Annotated in this window: 8 protein-coding genes; 6 read left to right on the top strand and 2 right to left on the bottom strand. The window is 71.6% G+C overall.

The window, feature by feature from the left end; translation table 11 throughout:
• Window positions 1-444 precede the first annotated feature (444 nt).
• The 6 genes from IPN03_05090 (at window position 445) to IPN03_05065 (ending at window position 9,196) form a co-directional block, all read left to right on the top strand.
• Complete coding sequence (locus tag IPN03_05090; protein ID MBK9373105.1) at window positions 445-3,897, top strand: response regulator; 3,453 nt, start codon at window positions 445-447, stop codon at window positions 3,895-3,897.
• Complete coding sequence (locus IPN03_05085; GenBank protein MBK9373104.1) at window positions 3,894-4,793, top strand: diguanylate cyclase; 900 nt, start codon at window positions 3,894-3,896, stop codon at window positions 4,791-4,793. The genes IPN03_05090 and IPN03_05085 overlap by 4 nt, the downstream gene beginning before the upstream one ends.
• An 87-nt stretch (window positions 4,794-4,880) precedes the next feature.
• Window positions 4,881-5,522, top strand: a complete 642-nt coding sequence (locus IPN03_05080; GenBank protein ID MBK9373103.1) for a cobalamin-dependent protein — start codon at window positions 4,881-4,883, stop codon at window positions 5,520-5,522.
• A 16-nt stretch (window positions 5,523-5,538) separates the two neighbouring features.
• Window positions 5,539-6,855 (top strand): biliverdin-producing heme oxygenase, encoded by a 1,317-nt coding sequence (locus IPN03_05075; GenBank protein ID MBK9373102.1) that lies wholly within the window; start codon window positions 5,539-5,541, stop codon window positions 6,853-6,855.
• Window positions 6,852-8,129 carry a PAS domain-containing sensor histidine kinase gene (locus tag IPN03_05070; GenBank protein ID MBK9373101.1) on the top strand — a complete coding sequence of 426 codons (1,278 nt, stop codon included), beginning with the start codon at window positions 6,852-6,854 and terminating at the stop codon, window positions 8,127-8,129. The genes IPN03_05075 and IPN03_05070 overlap by 4 nt, the downstream gene beginning before the upstream one ends.
• Window positions 8,126-9,196, top strand: coding sequence for a diguanylate cyclase (locus IPN03_05065; protein ID MBK9373100.1), 1,071 nt, complete (start codon window positions 8,126-8,128; stop codon window positions 9,194-9,196). Before IPN03_05070 ends, IPN03_05065 begins: the two co-directional genes overlap by 4 nt.
• 9 nt (window positions 9,197-9,205) lie before the next feature.
• On the opposite strand, the gene IPN03_05060 is transcribed toward IPN03_05065, so the two are convergent.
• Window positions 9,206-12,076: a PAS domain S-box protein gene (locus IPN03_05060; GenBank protein ID MBK9373099.1), complete on the bottom strand. Its 2,871-nt coding sequence runs from the start codon at window positions 12,074-12,076 to the stop codon at window positions 9,206-9,208.
• A 38-nt stretch (window positions 12,077-12,114) separates the two neighbouring features.
• A complete protein-coding gene (locus IPN03_05055) occupies window positions 12,115-17,004 on the bottom strand; it encodes an ATP-binding cassette domain-containing protein (protein ID MBK9373098.1) in 4,890 nt (1,629 codons plus the stop codon).
• Window positions 17,005-17,040 lie beyond the last annotated feature (36 nt).

The raw sequence follows: 17,040 nt of genomic DNA, 5'->3' as shown, positions 1-17,040 counted from the left end.
AAGCGAGCGTCCGGGCGCTCCTGAACACCGTCCTCTCGGAAGCCGGCTACGACGTGGTCCTGGCCGAGGATGGGCAGGATGCCGTCCAGGCGTTCTCGGCGAACCGGGACAGGATCCGGCTCGTACTGCTGGACATGATCATGCCGAAGAAGAGCGGCAGTGAGGCCTTCGAGGAGATCCGGAGGATCGCGCCGGAGACCAGGGTTCTGTTCTCGAGCGGCTATTCCCCGGAGTTCCTGGAGAGCCGCAGCGGGCTCGCCCAGAACCTCGAGCTGCTGATGAAGCCGGTGGAGCCGCTCGACCTCCTACGGAAGGTGAGGGAGATCCTGGATCGCTGACGGGCGGTCGGCGGCGGCCGGGTCCGGCGTCATCGCAGGGGCCATAATCGAGCGTTCGCCCCGGTCCGATGTCCGATTCCGGCCTGCGGCGGCGAGAGGACGTCCCATGAACAGCCGCGCCCCGGTCTGGCGACAGAGGAAGGCTCTCTTCTCGGTCCTGTTCGTGAGCCTCGCTGCGGCTCTCCTCTGGGCGGCAGCGGCCTACTTCCGGGGGTTCGAGCAGACGCACCGGCGAGAGGTCGAGAGCCAGCTGACGGCTGTCGTGGACCTGAAGGCGGCCGAGCTGGCGAGGTGGCGCCAGGAACGGATCGGGGACGCGTCCCTGTTCGCGGCGAACCCGGTGTTTTCGCGCCTCGTCCGGGCCTGTTTCGCTGGCGAGGCCGGGAGCGAGGACGTTCTGAGGGTCTGGCTCGGCCGATTCCAGGCGGCCTATGCCTACGACGCCGTCCTGCTGCTCGATTCCGGATTTCGCAAGAGGATCGTCATTCCCGACCGGCCCGAGCGGGCGATCTCGTTCGTCTCTCCGGCGTCCGAGGCGCAGCTGCGTGCAGGAGAGGTCGTCCTGGAGGACTTCTACCAGAGCGACGGGGACGGGAAGATCTACCTCAAGGTCCTCGCGCCCGTCCTCGACGGCGACGCGGGGAGCTCCCTGCTCGCGGTCGTCGGCCTGCGCATCGATCCGAACGTGTTCCTCTATCCGTTCATCGCGCGCTGGCCCACACCCAGTCTCACGGCCGAGACGCTCCTCGTCCGTCGCGACGGAACCGACGCCCTGTACCTCAACGAGCTCAGGTTCAGAAGGGGCTCCGCCCTGAGCCTGCGGATGCCGCTCGCCCGGACGGACGTTCCCATCGTGAAGGCGGCCCTCGGGGCGCGCGGGGTCGTCGACGGCACGGACTACAGGGGCGTACCGGTCATCGCGGCCGTGCGGCCCGTGGAGGGCTCGCCCTGGTTCCTCGCGGCGCGGGTCGACGCGGCGGAGGTCCTCGCGCCCGTGCGGGAGCGGGCCTGGCTGGCGGCGGTGGTCGCGGGAGCGCTCCTCCTCGCGGGTGCCGCCGGGATCGGATTCGTGCTCCGGACTCTCAGCGCGCGCGCCGACACGGAACGGGTGCGTGCCGCCGGAGCGCTCGACGAGAGCCAGGCCCGGCTGCACGCGATCACGGAATCGGCCCAGGACGCCATCCTGATGATGGACGGGTCCGGAAACGTGTCGTACTGGAACCCGGCTGCGGAGCGGATCCTCGGGTACACGGCGGAGGAAGTGAAGGGACGGAACCTCCACGACCTGATAGCGCCGCAGAGGTTCCACGCGGCGCACCTGCCGGCCTACCGGGAGTTCCTGCGGACCGGCCAGGGCGCAGCGGTGGGCCAGACCCGCGAGCTGACGGCTCTGCGCAGGGACGGCAGGGAGATCGCCGTCGCGCTCTCCCTGTCCGGCGTCCGGATCGAAGGGGCGTGGCACGCCGTCGGGATCCTGCGTGACATCACCGACAGGAAGAACACGGAGGAGGTGCTCCAGCGGGCCCTCGAGGAGAAGGCCGAGACGAACGAGCGGCTTGAGGCCGCGAGCGCGCTCGCCCACCACATGGCCCACGAGGCCGAGGCCGCGAGCCTCGCAAAGAGCCAGTTCCTGGCGAACATGAGCCACGAGATCCGGACGCCGATGAACGGGGTCCTCGGCATGACCGGCCTCCTCCTCGACAGCAACCTGACGGACGAGCAGCGCCGGTTCGCGGTCGTCGTGCGCGCGAGCGCCGAGTCGCTCCTCGCGGTGATCAACGACATCCTCGACTTCTCCAAGATCGAGGCCGGGAAGCTGGAGCTCGCCGAGGTCGACTTCGACCTCAGGACGCTGCTCGAGGACGTCGCGGAGATGCACGCCGTTCGGGCCCAGGACAAGGGACTCGAGCTCGTCTGCCGCATCGACCCCGGAATGCCGACGTTCCTCCGCGGCGATCCGGGGCGCCTGCGGCAGATGCTCGTGAACCTGATCGGGAACGCGATCAAGTTCACGCCGAAGGGAGAGGTCGTCGTCGAGGCCGCGGCCGGCAACGAGACCGCGTCGTCGCTGGACGTGCGCTTCGAGGTGCGGGACACCGGGATCGGGATACCGGAAGGGAAGCTCGGTCTGCTCTTCAACGCGTTCCAGCAGGTCGACGCCTCGACGACGCGGCAGTACGGCGGGACCGGTCTCGGTCTGGCGATCTGCCGGCGGCTGGCCCGACTGATGGGGGGCGAGATCGGCGTGACGAGCGTCGAAGGCGAAGGCTCGACGTTCTGGTTCTCGGTGTTTCTCCGCAAGCAGGAGCACTCCCGCGGCGAGGGGATCGAGATGGCGGACGTGAAGGGCGTCCGCATCCTCGCGGTGGACGACAACGCCACGAACCGGCTCGTGATCTCGGAGCAGCTCTCGTCCTGGGGCGTGAGGCACGAGGAGGCCGAAAGCGCGGCCCAGGCTCTCCGGATGCTGCACGCGGCCGTCACGAGCGGCGATCCGTTCCGTATCGTGATCACCGACATGCAGATGCCGGTGACCGACGGCGAGTCGCTCGGCAGGGCCGTCAAGGAGGACCCGCTCCTCGAGGGCACCCTCCTCGTGATGATGACCTCGCTGGGGCTCAGAGGGGACGCCCGGCGCCTGGAGCAGATCGGGTTCTCGGCCTACCTGACGAAACCCGTGAAGCAGTCTCAGCTCCACGACTGCCTGGCGACGGTTCTGGGCCGAAGCCGGAAGAAGGGGCGTACCGAGGCGGCGGACCTGCTCACGCGACACTCGCTCAGCGAGTCCCGGCGGCGGAGCTTCAGGATCCTGCTGGCCGAGGACAACGCGACGAACCAGCAGGTGGCCCTCGGCGTTCTCGAGAAGCTCGGCTACCGGGCCGAAGCCGTCGCCAACGGTCTGGAAGCGGTTGAGGCCCTTCGTGCCGCGCCCTACGACCTCGTCTTCATGGACGTCCAGATGCCCGTGATGGACGGATTCGAGGCGACGCGGACGATCCGCTCCGACGCGGTCCGGCTGCAGAAACGAAGAGTCCCCATCATCGCCATGACGGCCCACGCCATGAAGGGCGACCGGGAACGCTGCCTGCAGGAAGGAATGGACGACTACGTCTCCAAGCCGATCGTCCCGGCCGAGCTGGCGGCGGCCCTGGAGAAGTGGCTGCCGACGGAGGAGGGGCCGACCCTCCTGCCGCCCTCCCCGTCGGTCGCAACAGTGGAGGCCCTGCCGGTCTTCGACCGGGTCGGATTCGAGACCCGTCTCATGGGGGACGCCGACCTCATCGAGGAGATCACCAGGGGCTTCCTCGAGGACGTGCCCACGAAGCTGGCGGCGCTGGCGGAGGCGGTGCGCCAGGGCGACCCGGCCGAGGCCAGCCGGCAGGCGCACTCCCTGAAAGGATCCTCGGCCAACGTGGGCGCCGTGGCCATGAGCGCCGTCGCCGGCGTGCTCGAAGCGGCGGCCAGCGCGGGCCGGATCGAAGCGGTCGCGGCGCTCGCTCCCGACCTCGAGGCGGCGTTCGCGGTCCTCGAGCCTCGCATGAAGGAGCTCCTGCGGTGAGAGTCCTCGTGGCGGACGACGACGTCACGTCGCGCCGCATCCTCGAGGCGATCCTGAGGAAGTGGGGCCTGGAGCCGACGGCCGTCGCCGACGGCCTCGCAGCGGACGCGATACTGCAGCAGCCGGATGCGCCTCCGCTCGTTCTGCTCGACTGGAACATGCCGGGCCTCGAGGGTCCGGAGGTCTGCCGCCGGCTCCGCCGGCGGGAGACCTCGAACCCTCCCTACGTCGTCCTTGTCACGGCTCGCGGCGAGAAGGGAGACATCGTGAAGGGCCTCGACGCCGGAGCCAACGACTACGTCGCCAAGCCGTACGACGTCGAGGAGCTCCGGGCGCGCGTCGGGGTGGGGATGCGCATGCTCGACCTGCAGACCGATCTCGCGAAGGCCCGGGATGCTCTCGCCTTTCAGGCCGCGCACGATGCCCTGACCGGATTGCCGAACCGGCGGGCCATCCTCGAGACGCTCGAGCGGGATCTCGCGCGCACGGCGCGCGAGGGGGGAATCCTGAGCCTCGCCGTCTGCGATCTCGACCACTTCAAGAACGTCAACGACACCTGGGGCCATCCCGCGGGCGACGAGGTGCTCGCCACCTTCGCCCGCGTGGCCCGGAGCTGCCTGAGGGCCTGCGACGTCCTCGGCCGGTACGGCGGCGAGGAGTTCCTCCTGATCGCACCAGGCGCCCGGCCGACGGCCGCCAGCGGCGTCTTCGAGCGTGTCTGCCGGGCGGTCGCGGGGTGCCCGGTGGCGACGGCCGCTGGAGTCGTCTCGGTCACCGTGAGCATCGGCGTCGCGGGCGCGAAGGTCGGCAGCACGTCCGAGACGCTCCTGGAGGCCGCGGACGCTGCGCTCTACCGGGCGAAAGCGGAGGGCCGGGACCGCGTCGCGTACGCGTGAACGGAGCGGACCGCCACCGGTCCGCTGCTGCTACGATTTGACCGGCAGCGTCCGGTCCGAGACAGAAAGGCGAGGAGGTGCCCCTCCGTGTCCGAGAAGGACCTCTATCTGGCCGCGATCCTCGCCGGAGACCGCCAGGCCGCGATCGACGTCGCACTCGGCGTGGTCCAGCGGGGGGGGGCCGTCGGGGACCTCTACGTAGAGGTGCTCCAGGAGTCCCTCTACGAGGTGGGGCGCCTGTGGGAGTCGAACCAGATCTCCGTGGCCGTGGAGCACCTCGCGACGGGCATCACCCAGGTCGTCCTCGCCCGCCTGTACGAGCACCTTCCCCGGTCCACGGCGTCCCGGGGGCGGATCGTCCTGACCGGGATCGAGGGAGAGCTGCACCAGGTCGGAGGCCACATGGTGGCCGATACGCTCGAGTCCGACGGGTGGGAGGTCCGGTTCCTCGGGGCCGGCGTGCCGGTCCCGGAGATCCTCGACGCGATCGGCGAGCATCACCCCGAGGTGCTCGGGATCTCCTGCACCATGTTGCAGAACCTGCCGAAGGCCGCGTCGTTGATCGGATCGGTCAGGGCCACGTTCCGGGAGTCGTCCCCGCGGATCATCGTCGGCGGCGGAGCCTTCCGGACGGAACCCGGGAAGGTCGCGGAGATCGGGGCCGACGGCTGGGCTCCGGATCTGCGCTCCGTCGCGGGCGTCGTCCGCTCGTTGTCGAGGACCGCCTGAAGGCCGGGAGAAGCTGTTGAGCATCGAACCCGATCCGCTCTCGGCAAGGCTCCAGGAGGCCGTCTGGCCGATCCACCGGCGCATCGAGCTGCTGCCGTTCTTCGACGCTCTCGCGCGCCGCGCGCTGCCCGTGGAGCGCTACGTCGACCAGCTCCGGGGGATGGCGATCGTGACGGCCGCCCTCGAGCGGGCCGTCGCCCAGAGCCGGGACCCTTCCGTCGCCGGGGTTGCGGCGGGAACGGCTCCGCGGCTGGCGCTCCTCCTCGAGGACCTCGCGTTCTTCGACCGCCGGGGCCCGCTTCCCGACGACCCGGCCGCAACGTCCCGGGCACTGGCGTTCGCCAGGGAGATCGTCCGGGTGGCGGCGGAGGATCCCGTCCTGCTTCTCGGGTACCTCTACGTGTCGGAGGGGACCGCGATGGGGAACCTCGTACACCTCGAGGACGCCCGCGCCTCTGCGGGCGGGGCGAGCGGCACGGCATGGTACGCGGGCCAGGGCGGTGAGACCGGACCCGTCTTCCGGGCGTTCCGCGACCGGATCGACGCTCTCGGGTCCGGTGAGGCCGCCGCCCTCGACGGGAGTACCCGCGGGCGCGTGGTCGCCGCGGCCGTTGCGGCCGCCGGGGGTTTCGAGCGTCTCCACACCTCATTCGATCCGGCCCGCGCGCCCGCGAGACGCCTCCTCGCGACGACCTGGAACGTCGAGGCCGGAGCGCACGACGTTCCGGCCGACCCCGCGGAATCGGCCGCGGCCCAGCGGGCCGGAGAACGGTGTCTCGGAGAGTTTCCCTACTTCCGGGAGCGGTGGGGCGAGCGCGGGCTTCGCTACACGCGCAGCGACGTGGCCTGGCTCGCCGCTCTCGCCCTGCTGGACCGGGCGGACGCGATCGCGCAGGTCGTCTGGCTCGCCGGGGTCCTGGCGCGACGGGGCATGCCCTCCCTCCTGATCGAACGGCAGCTGCTCCTCCTCGAGGAGGAGCTGGGCGCGATCGTTGCCGCCGCCCGCCCCGCCTTTCTCCGGGAGGCGGCAAGCCTCATTTCCTCCCGCCGTGAGGCGGCGCTCCCTGCCGGCGCCGCGGGCCCGCTCGAGGAGAGGTTCGTCGCGTCGGCCGGGTACGGGTCCACCGAGGAGCGCCGCCAGGCGGCCCAGCTGCTCGTCGCGGCGGCCGCGGACGAGTCGTCCGGGTTTCCCGGAGCCGTCGCGGCGCTGACGGCGTGGTACCGGAGCGAACGGTACCCGGATGGCTGGAACGCGGCGGTTGACCGGCTGGTCCGGGACGCCCTCGCGGCCGCCCTGGCGACCTTCCGGGAAGCCGGGGACCGCCCGGCATGACGGAACCTGGCCGGGAAGAGCCCCTCGCACTCCTCGCCGAGCTCGCCCGGCACGCCCCCGGGATCGTGCTGATCAGGGCAGACCGCGAGGGCCGGATCGTCGAAGTGAACGAGGCGGCCCGGGCGCTGCTCGGGATCGAGGGCGGACCCGCGGTCCGAACCTCGATACGCGATCTGCTCGCGGCGGCCGACGCCCTGTCCGTCGCTGCCCTCTGCGAGGCCGGACCGGGAACGCACGGCCCGAAGCTCGTCAACGTGCTCGACGCTGCCGGAAGCCCGGTCACGCTCCGGGCGATGATCGAAGTGGGGGCAGGCCTCGTCCTCGCGGGGGTGCGGGCCGTCGAGGACGAGAGTCGGCTCGGAGACGAGCTGATGCACCTGAACAACGAGCTCGCCGCGGCGACGCGCGAATCCGCGAGGAAGGGCAGGGAGCTCGAACGGACGCTCGGCGAGCTCCGGCGAGCCCAGGCCCTCCTCGTCCACAAGGAGAAGATGGCCTCGCTCGGGCTGACGACGGCCGGCGTGGCCCACGAGATCAACAACCCGCTCGCCTTCATCCTCTCGAACACCGAGACCCTCGTGCGGGACTTCGAGAGCCTCTTCGCCTTCGTGAATACCGTGGGGGACTCTCTCGACGAGCTGCGCGCAGCGGTTCCGGCCGTGGCCCTCGTGATCGACGAGGCCGCCGAGAGGACGAGGGTCGTGGCCCTGGCCGAGTCGGTCCCCGCCAGGCTCTCCTCGAATCGCGAGGGGCTCGAGCGGATACGGCAGCTCGTGACGGACCTTCGGACGTTCTCGAGGCTCGACGAGGCCGTGCGGAAGGAGGTCGACCTCGTCGAGAGCCTCGCGGCGACACTCCGCTTTCTCGGGCCCCTGCAGCGGGAGAAGGGGATCCGCGTGGAGACGGACTTCCCCGCCGAGCTGCGCCTGAGCTGTGCGCCAGGCGCGCTCAACCAGGCGGTCGCCAACCTCGTCTCGAACGCGATCCAGGCGAGCCGGCCGGGCCAGGCGGTGCGCGTACGGCTCCGCCGGGAGGCCGAGGCCGTTCGGATCGTGGTAGAGGACGACGGCAGCGGCATCGAGAGGAAGGACCTTCCGAGAGTCTTCGACCCGTTCTTCACCACGAAGCCGGTCGGCGAGGGGACGGGTCTCGGGCTCGCCGTCGCCCACCAGGTCGTGGAGTCTCACGGTGGGAGAATCGAGATCGAGAGCGAGCCGGGGCGCGGGACTCTGGTGACGATCCTCCTTCCCGCACCGGCAGGAGGCGCCACGTGAAGGTGAGCACCGGCTTCTCGCGCAACGTGGTGCAGGCGCCGGGACCGGCGACGGCGAACGAGAAGAGCACCGCGAAGGCGACGATCCTCCTCGTCGACGACGAGCCCGGCATCCTCGCGGCGCTCGCGTTCCAGCTCGAGCCCAGCTACGAGGTCGTGACGAGGGACCGGCCGGCCGACGCCCTCGCTCTCCTCGAGACGCTCGACGTGGCGGCCATCGTCTCGGACCAGAGGATGCCCGGGATGACGGGCTCCGAGCTCCTCGCCGCATCGGCGCGACTTCGTCCCGACGCCGCCCGCATCCTCCTGACGGGGTATGCCGACCTGACGGCCGTGATCGACGCCGTGAACGAGGGGCAGATCTACTTCTACCTCACCAAGCCGTGGCGCCCCGCCGAGCTCGAGGCCGTCCTGAGCCGGGGTGTCGAGCGGTGGCGGTTTCTCCGCGAGAGGGAGCGTCTCGTCGCGGGGCTGGAGCGGGCCAACGCCGAGCTCGAGGCGCGCGTGGCCGAACGGACGCAGGCGCTCGAGCGTCAGAATGCCGAGCTCGAGCGGGTCAACGACGTCATCGCCCGGCTGGCGCGCACCGACGCGCTGACGGGGCTCGCCAACAGGCGAGCGCTCGACGAGTCGCTGCCACGGGAACGCGAGCGGGCCCGGCGCGAGCAGAAGCCGCTGGCCGTCCTCGCGCTGGACCTCGACCACTTCAAGAGGGTCAACGACAACTGGGGACACGCTGTCGGCGACCTGCTGCTGGCGGCGGTCGGCGAGACGCTGAGGTCGAGCGTGCGGCCATACGACCTCGCGATGCGGACCGGCGGCGAGGAGTTTCTCCTTCTCCTGCCGGGCGCGGCGATCGAGGCCGCGGCGATGATCGCGGAGCGGATTCGCGGGCGTATCGGGCAGCTCGTGGTGGAAGGGCTCCCGGAACGCGTCACCGCGAGCGCCGGGGTGGCCGTCCTCGGGGCGGCGGAATCCGCGAACGAATTCCTGGCCCGCGCGGACCGGGCGCTCTACCAGGCCAAGGAACGGGGCCGTGACAGGGTCGTCCGCGCGGAGCCGGGATGAGGAAGCGGGTCAGGTCCTGTCGCTTCCGAGGGTGAAGAAGAAGGTCGCGCCAGCTCCGGGAGACGCCTCCGGCCAGATTCGTCCGCCGTGGCGGGCGACGATCCGCTGCACCGTCGCGAGGCCGATCCCGGTGCCCGGGAAGTCGTCCACGCCGTGCAGGCGCTGGAAGGGCTCGAAGAGCTTCGCCGCCTGCGCCATGTCGAAGCCGACGCCGTTGTCCTTCACGAAGTAGGCCTTCTGTCCGTCGGCCTCCGCGCAGCCGACCTCGATCACCGCGCCGGAGCGCTTCGAGGTGAACTTCAGGGCGTTCCCGATCAGGTTCTCGAGGACGACGTGCAGGAGGCGGGGGTCTCCTTCGGTCCTCATCCCCTCCGCGACGACGACCTGCACGGCGCGTCCCGGCTCGAGGGCGAGGAGATCGGCCGCCACGCTCGTCGCGAGCCTGCTGACGTCGACCGGCACGAGGCTCAGCTCGAGCCGCTTGAGGCGCGAGAGGTTCAGGAGACCGTCGATCAGGCTCGCCATCTTCCGGGCGGCCGCCCGGATTCTCCCGAGGTAGTGGTGCCCCTTCTCGTCGAGCCGGTCGGGGTATTCGTCGAGGAGCGCCGCGCTGAAGCCGTCGAGAGCGCGGAGCGGAGCCCTCAGGTCGTGCGAGACGCTGTAGGAGAAGCTCTCCAGCTCCCGGTTCGCGGCCTCCAGCTCGGAGGTCCTGGCGTGGACCAGCTCCTCGAGGTGCGTGCGATAGGCCCAGAGCTCCTCCTCCGCCAGCCGCCGGTCGGTGACGTCCATCGCCGTGGTGGTCACGATCCGCCGGCCGTCGGGCAGGCGACCCAGCGGCGCCGTGCTGAAGTCCCAGAACCGCCGGCCTCCGTCCTTGGTCCGGATCCCGAACTCGCCCTCGCGGACCGACTCGGCCAGGGTGAAGCGGGACTCGAGGTCGGCCCGCGCGGCGTCCCGGCGTTCGCCGTAGGCTTTCTCGGACCATTGATCGATCGTTCTGAGCTCCTCCGGGGAATAGCCCGAAATGAGGCACCAGGCGCGATTCACGAGCAGGATCTCGCCGTCTTCGGCATAGAGGCCGATCGGGAAGGGCGACTCGGAGACGATGCGGCGAAAGCGGTTCTCGCTCTCCTTCAGCGCGTCTTCCGCATCCTTCAACTCGGTGATGTCGAGGCTGGTCCCCACGATCTTCCACGGCCGCCCTCGCTCGTCGGCGGAGACGACGCCCCGGTTGCTGACGTGACGGACGCGTCCGTCGCGCCGGCCGATCCGGTAGGTGGACCGGTAGAGCGCTCCCCCTCCTCGTCCCAGCGCATCGGAGACGGCGCGACGCGCCTCCTCCCTGTCGTCGGCGTGGACGAGGCCGAAGAACTGCTCGAGGGTCGCGAGGTCGCCGGGCGACACGTCGAACAGGCGAAAGAGCTCGTCCGAGCCCCAGATCTCGTTGCGGGCGACGTGCCACTCCCAGCTCCCGAGGTGGGCGACGGCCTGGGCCTCGACGAGGCGGGAACGGCTCTTCTCCAGCTCGGCGGTTCTCTCGGCGACGAGCTCCTCGAGGTGGGCCCTGTGGCGCCGCAGGTCCTCCTCGGCGCTCCTGCGCGCGTCGATGTCCTGCAGGACACCCCCGACCCGGACGACCTTTCCGTCCTCGACGTACGCGCGTCCGATCGCCCGGACCCACACGCGGCGGCCCTTCGCGGTGTCCAGCTGGACCTCCGCGTCGAAGGGCTCGCCCGTGGAGATCGCCCGGGCGAGGAGCTCGGCGATGACGGGCCGCGATTCGGGCGCGTAGAACCCGAGCCCGTTCTCGACGGTCATCCGGAAGCCCGGCTCCACCTCGTGGATCTCGCGGACGGCGTCGGTCCAGGTGAGCTCCGCCTTCCGGACGTCGTACTCCCAGCCTCCCACCCTCGCGAGGCGCGAGGTCTCGTCGAGAAGCTGCCGCTGCCTGTCCAGCTCGGCCGTTCGCTCGGCCACCAGCGCCTCGAGGTGCTCCCGGTGCGTGCGCAGCTCCTCCTCGACCTTCTTCCGCTCCGTGATGTCCTGGAGAAGCGCGACGAAATAGTCGACGGCTCCGTCCCCGGTCCTGACGCAGCTCACGGAGAGGTGGACCGGCACGACGCTGCCGTCCTTCCGGAGGAAGCGCTTCTCGAGACTGTAGCCGTCGATCTCGCCCCGGACGACCTTCTCGAACCGGGTGACGTCGGCGTCGAGGTCGTCGGTGTGGGTGAGCGACGCCCAGGTCATCGACGCGAGCTCCTCGCGGGTGTAGCCGAGCATCCTGCAGAGCTGGTCGTTGACCTCGAGCCAGCCTTTCGTCGGCGAGGTGATGCAGGCGCCGACCAGAGGCATCTCGAAGAAGCTCCGGAAGAGAGCCTCGGATTCGCGACGCCTCTCCTCGGCCTGCCGAGACTCCGTCACGTCTTCGACCGTGCCCGTCCAGACCGTGTCGCCGTCCTCGAGCAGCCTCGGGATCGACTCGAATCGGATGCACCGGACCCGCCCGTTCACGACGAGCCTCCCCTCCCAGCGAAACGGCAGGCATCGGGCGACGGCCTCGGCGTTCCCCGCGACGAATCCTCCCCGGTCATCGGGAACGACGAGATCGGCGATGGATCCTGGCTTCGAGCCGAGGCTTGCGGGGTCGATGCCGGTGATCTCGGAAAAGCGCGTCGAGACGAACTCGACCGTGTAGGCCGCGTCGGCGGCGGCCTGCCAGTCCTGGGGGGCCAGCGGAGGCAGGGGGCGGACGCGAAGGCGGTAGATCCCGCGCGGCTGCGCCTCGACGAGGTCCTTGTAGAACGCCTTCTGCTCGCGGAGGATCCGCTCCGCCTCCCCTTCGGGAACCCTGCCGGGGGCGACCTCGAGGCCTGACGTCACGTTCTACCCGTCCTTCGTCCGCTACCGGTCGAATCTTCTCACCGACCGGCCCGGATCAACCTTCCGCCTCTCTCGCCCCCTTCCGGACCGAGCTCGACGAGCCAGTCGGCCGCCGCGAGGACGTCGCGGTGGTGCTCCACGACGACCACGAGGTGGCCTTCCGCCGCGAGCCGGCCGAGCGCGGCGAGCAGCCGGCCGACGTCGTCGAACCCGAGGCCGCGCGTCGGCTCGTCGAGGAGGAGCGCGGTGCGGCCGGCGCGAGGCGTTGCCATGAGGCGCGCGAGCCGGAGCCGCTGCCGCTCGCCCGACGAGAGCGCCGTGGCCTCCTGCCCGAGGCGCAAGTAGGAGAGGCCGATCTCGACGAGGGCAGCGAGAGGAACCTCCATGGCAGGATCGCCAACGAACCAGGAGGCGGCGTCGGCGACGGGCGCGTCGAGGACGTCCGTGAGGCTGCGTCCGTCCAGGCGGCAGGAGAGAACGGCGTCCGAGAACCTGCGGCCGCCGCACGCCTCGCAGCCGACGGTCACGTCAGGGAGGAGGTCCATCGCCACCGTGACGATGCCCCGGCCGCCGCACGTCTCGCAGCGACCGCCGGGTGTGCGCGACGAGAACGCCTTCGCGGACAGCCCGAGGGCGCGCGCCCCGGGCGTACCGGCGAAGCGCTTCCTCAGGCGCTCGGCGACTCCGGAGATCGTCGCCACGGTGCTGCCCCCGCCCGCGGCGGGCGGGTCCTGGTCGGAAGAGAGGACCGCCTCGAAGGGCGCATGCAGCTCCAGCGCGCGGCACCCGACGGGCGCGGCGCCGCGCATCGCGGCGCGCAGGGAGGGCGCCAGGACCTCGAGAACGAGGGTCGACTTCCCACTGCCGGAGACGCCGGTGACGACGACGAGGCCGCCGGCAGGGATCTCCACGTCGATACCCTTCAGCGTGTTGCGCGTCGCGCCCCACACGGTGACGCCCGGGGAGAGGGTCGGCCGCTGTCTGCCCGGGATGGTGCGGCCGTGGACACGGAGGCGGGCCGTGTACGTCGACGGGTCCGCCTCGAGCGTGGCCGGTGAACCGGAGGCGACGATGCGCCCGCCATCCGGACCGGCACCGGGGCCGAGCTCGACGACGTGGTCCGCCGCCGCGACGAGGTCGGGGTCGTGCTCGACGACGACGACGGCGTTCCCCGCGGCGGAGAGGCTCCGCAGGACGGCGGCGAGCCTGGCCGTGTCGCGGGGGTGGAGCCCCTGTGTCGGCTCGTCGAGGACGTACGTCACGCCCGTCAGGCCGCCGCCGAGCGCGGCCGCCAGCCGGACCCTCTGCGCCTCTCCGCCCGAAAGCGTCGCGAGCTCGCGCTCGGGCGCGAGGTAGCCGAGGCCGGTGTCGCAGAGGGCCTGCACGCGGCGGCCGAGGTCGAGCCGGATCGGGGCCGTGAGAGAGAGGATTCCGGGAGAGACCGGCGCAGCGGCGGCACCCTGCTCGAGACTGTCGAGCCACACGCCGAGAGAGTCGGCTTCGCGGCGCGACGCCTCGGGCGCCCGAAGGCCGCCGAAGGTCACCGCGCGCGGTGCGGGCTTCAGCCGTTCTCCGTCGCAGTCCGCGCAGGGCCGGTCGACGAGGAGCGGTTCGAGCTCCTCGCCGCGCTCGTCCGCGTGGACCCTCTCGTACTCGGCCTCGACGAGCCGGGCGAACCCGGCCCAGCGGGCCTCGAATCGATGGACGCCGCTGCGTTTTCCGCGGCGGTAGCTCCATTCGACCGCGAACAGCCGGTCGCCCGCGCCGTGCATCGCGAGCTTCTGCGCCTCGAGGGAAAGCTCACGCCAGGGGCCCGACACCGCCAGGCCGAGAGCTTCGGCGGCGGCCCGGAAGGTGGCGACGTGCTGGCCGTCGGGCTCGGACAGGGTGGCGCCGAACCGTGTGCCTTCGAGAGCCCCGCCGTCCAGGGGTCGATCGGGGCGCGTCACGAGGCGCGAGGGGTCGCAGGCCTGGGCGAAACCGAGCCCCCGGCACAGCGGGCACGCGCCGCGCTCGGAGTGAGGCGAGAAGTCGGCGGCCCAGAGCGGCTCGAGCCTCTCCCCGCACGCGCACGCCGGGCCTGAAGCCGGGAGCCCGCATCGGGGACACGGCCGCGAGCCGGCCCGGGCGAAGAGGAGGCGGAGCAGCTCGTCGATCTCGGTCACCGTTCCGACGGTCGTCCGCGGGTTTCGCCGTCCCGGCTGCGCGGGAACGGCGATCGCGGGCCTCAGGTTTCGGGCGGTGTCGAGCCGGGCGCCGCCGCGCATCGGGAGGAAACGGCGCGCCCAGGGAGAGACGAGATCGGCGAAGCGCGCCTGGGATTCCGCCAGGAGCGTGTCGAAGACGAGGGAGGACTTCCCGGAACCCGAGGGGCCCGTCACGACGGTGAAGCCGGGGGCTGGGAACGAGGCCGTCACGCCGCGCAGGTTGTGGGTCGTGACGCCGGTGAGCTCGAGAGGGGCGTTCTCGACCCGGGAGTCGTCGGGCCGTCCCGGCCCGGTCTGCACCGAAGGCTCCCCGTCGACGGCCTGCCGGATGGAGAACTCACCGCGGAGCGCTGCGCCGGTGGGCGCCTCCGGGCACGCCGCGATCTCGGCGACCGTTCCCGCGACGACGACGCGTCCCCCTTCGGGACCGCTGCCGGGACCGATCTCGGTGATCCGGTCGGCCCCGCGCACGAGCCCGAGGTCGTGATCGGCCACGAGGAGGGTGTGCCCACCGGCAGAGAGGCGCCGGAACGCCGTCACGAGGACCGTCACGTCGGCCGCGTGGAGGCCGATCGTCGGCTCGTCGAGGACGACGAGGGCCGGGCTCGTCGCCTTCGCGAGCTCGGTCGCGAGCTTGATGCGTTGGGCTTCGCCCCCCGAGAGCGTCGTCGCGCTCTGCCCGAGCGGGAGATAGCCCAGGCCGAGGTCGACGAGCGCGGTCAGGATGTGCGAGAGCTTCCGGTGCCCGCGGAAGAGCCCGGCTGCGGCCTCGATGCTGCCGGCGAGGACGTCCGCGATGCTCTGCCCGTCGAGCCGCACCGCGAGGACGTCGGGGTGGAAGCGCCGGCCCGCGCAGGCGTCGCAGACGAGGTCGACCGAGCCGAGGTAGCGCATTCCGACTTCGTGGACGCCCGCGCCCTCGCACGACTCGCACCGGCCCCCGGCCGTGTTGAACGAGAAGTGCCCCTTGCCGAACCCCAGCGCCCGGGCCTGGGCGGTCGCGGCGAAGAGGTCGCGGATGTGGTCGAAGGCGCCGGTGTAGGTCGCCGGGTTCGAGCGGGGCGTGCGGCCGATCGGGTCCGCGTCGACCGTCACGATCCGCGGGAAGGGGCCGTCGACACGCAGCCTCTCGACGGCGGCCGCGAGCAGCGAGGTCTTGCCGGCGCCCGCGACCCCCGTGACGAGATTGATCGACCGGAGGCGAAGCGTGAGCGAGGCGTCGACGACGGAATGCCGGGAGAGGCCGCAGATCGTGACGAGCTCGCCTTCCTCGCCCGCGCGTCCTGGCCACGCAGCCCCAGGCTCGGCGGTGGACTCCTCGATCAGCCACCTGCGGGTCGGCGTGTCGGGCCCTTCCGGACCGATCAGCCCGGCCGGCGGTCCGGAGTAGAGAAGGTGCCCGCCCTTCGTGCCGGGGCCGGGGCCGAGATCGAGAAGCCAGTCGGCGCTCAGGGCGAGCTGCGCGTCGTGGTCGACCACGACGACGGTCTGGCCCCGGTCGCGGAGGCGGAGCAGGACCCCCAGCAGGCGGGAGATGTCGTGTGGGTGCAGGCCGGCGCTCGGCTCGTCCAGGACGACGACGAGGCCGCGCAGCTCGCCGAGCGCGAGCGTCAGCAGGCGCAGCCGCTGCGCCTCTCCGGTCGAGAGGGTCGGCGCGGCGCGGTCGAAGGAGAGGTACCCGACCCCGAGCTCGTCCATGAGCGCACAGCGCGCGAAGAGCTCGGCGCGGACGGGTGCGAGGACCGGGCCTCTGTCCGCGACGCCGGTGAACAGGTGCTGCAGCTCGTGGGCCGTGAGTCGCGCCAGATCGGTGATCGAACGCCCCTGCCAGCGCACGGAGCGGGCCTCGGGACCCAGCCGCGTGCCTTCGCAGGCACGGCAGGGGCTCGTCCGGACGAACCGGAGAATCGAGTCGTTGCGCTTGCCGCGGAGGATCTCCTCCATCACCGGGAGCAGCCCGCGGTAGTGGCCCTCCTGCCGTGGACGCGCCGTGATTCCCTTCCACTTCAGCCGGTTCTCCAGCGGGTGCTTGCCGAACGGGACGAGGAGCCGGTCCGAACCGTGGAGCACCACGCCGCGCGCCTCGTCCGAGAGCTCCCGCCACGGGACGTCGACCGAGCCGCCGTGCGCGCGAAGCACCTCGTCGAGCACCGCGAGCGTCACCTGCGAGTACATGAGGTACCCGTTCGGGGTCGAGACCCGCAGCGCGCCCTCGCGAAGCGTCTTCGCCGGATGCGCGACCAGCAGCTCCGGGTCGAGCCGGTCCTCCAGGCCGAGACCCTTGCAGGTGGCGCAGGCCCCCTCGCCGGACCACGCGAAGAGCCCGCGCGAGAGCGTGACGCCGGGCGGAGCCTCGCCGAGCCGCGCGTAGAGCAGCCGCAGGAGGTCCCACACTTCGGTCATCGTGCCGACGGTGGAGCGTGGGTTGCCGAGGTGCACGTTCTGCCCGACGGCGATCGCGGGGCCGAGCCCGTCGATCCCGCGGACGTCGGGCCGCCGGAATCCCCCCGCGAACTGCCGCGCGAAGGACGGCATCAGCTCGAGGAAGCGGCGCTGCCCTTCCCGGAGAAGCGTGTCGAGAGCGAGGGACGACTTGCCGGAGCCGGAGACGCCGGTGACGACGGTCAGGCTCCCGCGCGGGATCTCGACGTCGAAGTCCCGGAGGTTGTGCTCGCGCGCGCCCCGGATGACGATCGTCGAGCTGCTGCGAGCGCCGGCCATCGTGACGGATTCTCTCCCGGGGTGTCGCATCCTCGC

The organism is Holophagales bacterium (assembly GCA_016719485.1).
Classification (GTDB): Bacteria; Acidobacteriota; Thermoanaerobaculia; order UBA5066; family UBA5066; genus UBA5066.
This window is presented reverse-complemented; position numbering and strand designations above follow the sequence as displayed.

Coding starts and splice junctions, on each gene's coding strand:
- IPN03_05090 (MBK9373105.1), top strand. CDS start 445: ATGAACAGCCGCGCCCCGGTCTGGCGACAGAGGAAGGCTCTCTTCTCG.
- IPN03_05070 (MBK9373101.1), top strand. CDS start 6,852: ATGACGGAACCTGGCCGGGAAGAGCCCCTCGCACTCCTCGCCGAGCTC.
- IPN03_05055 (MBK9373098.1), bottom strand. CDS start 17,004: ATGGCCGGCGCTCGCAGCAGCTCGACGATCGTCATCCGGGGCGCGCGC.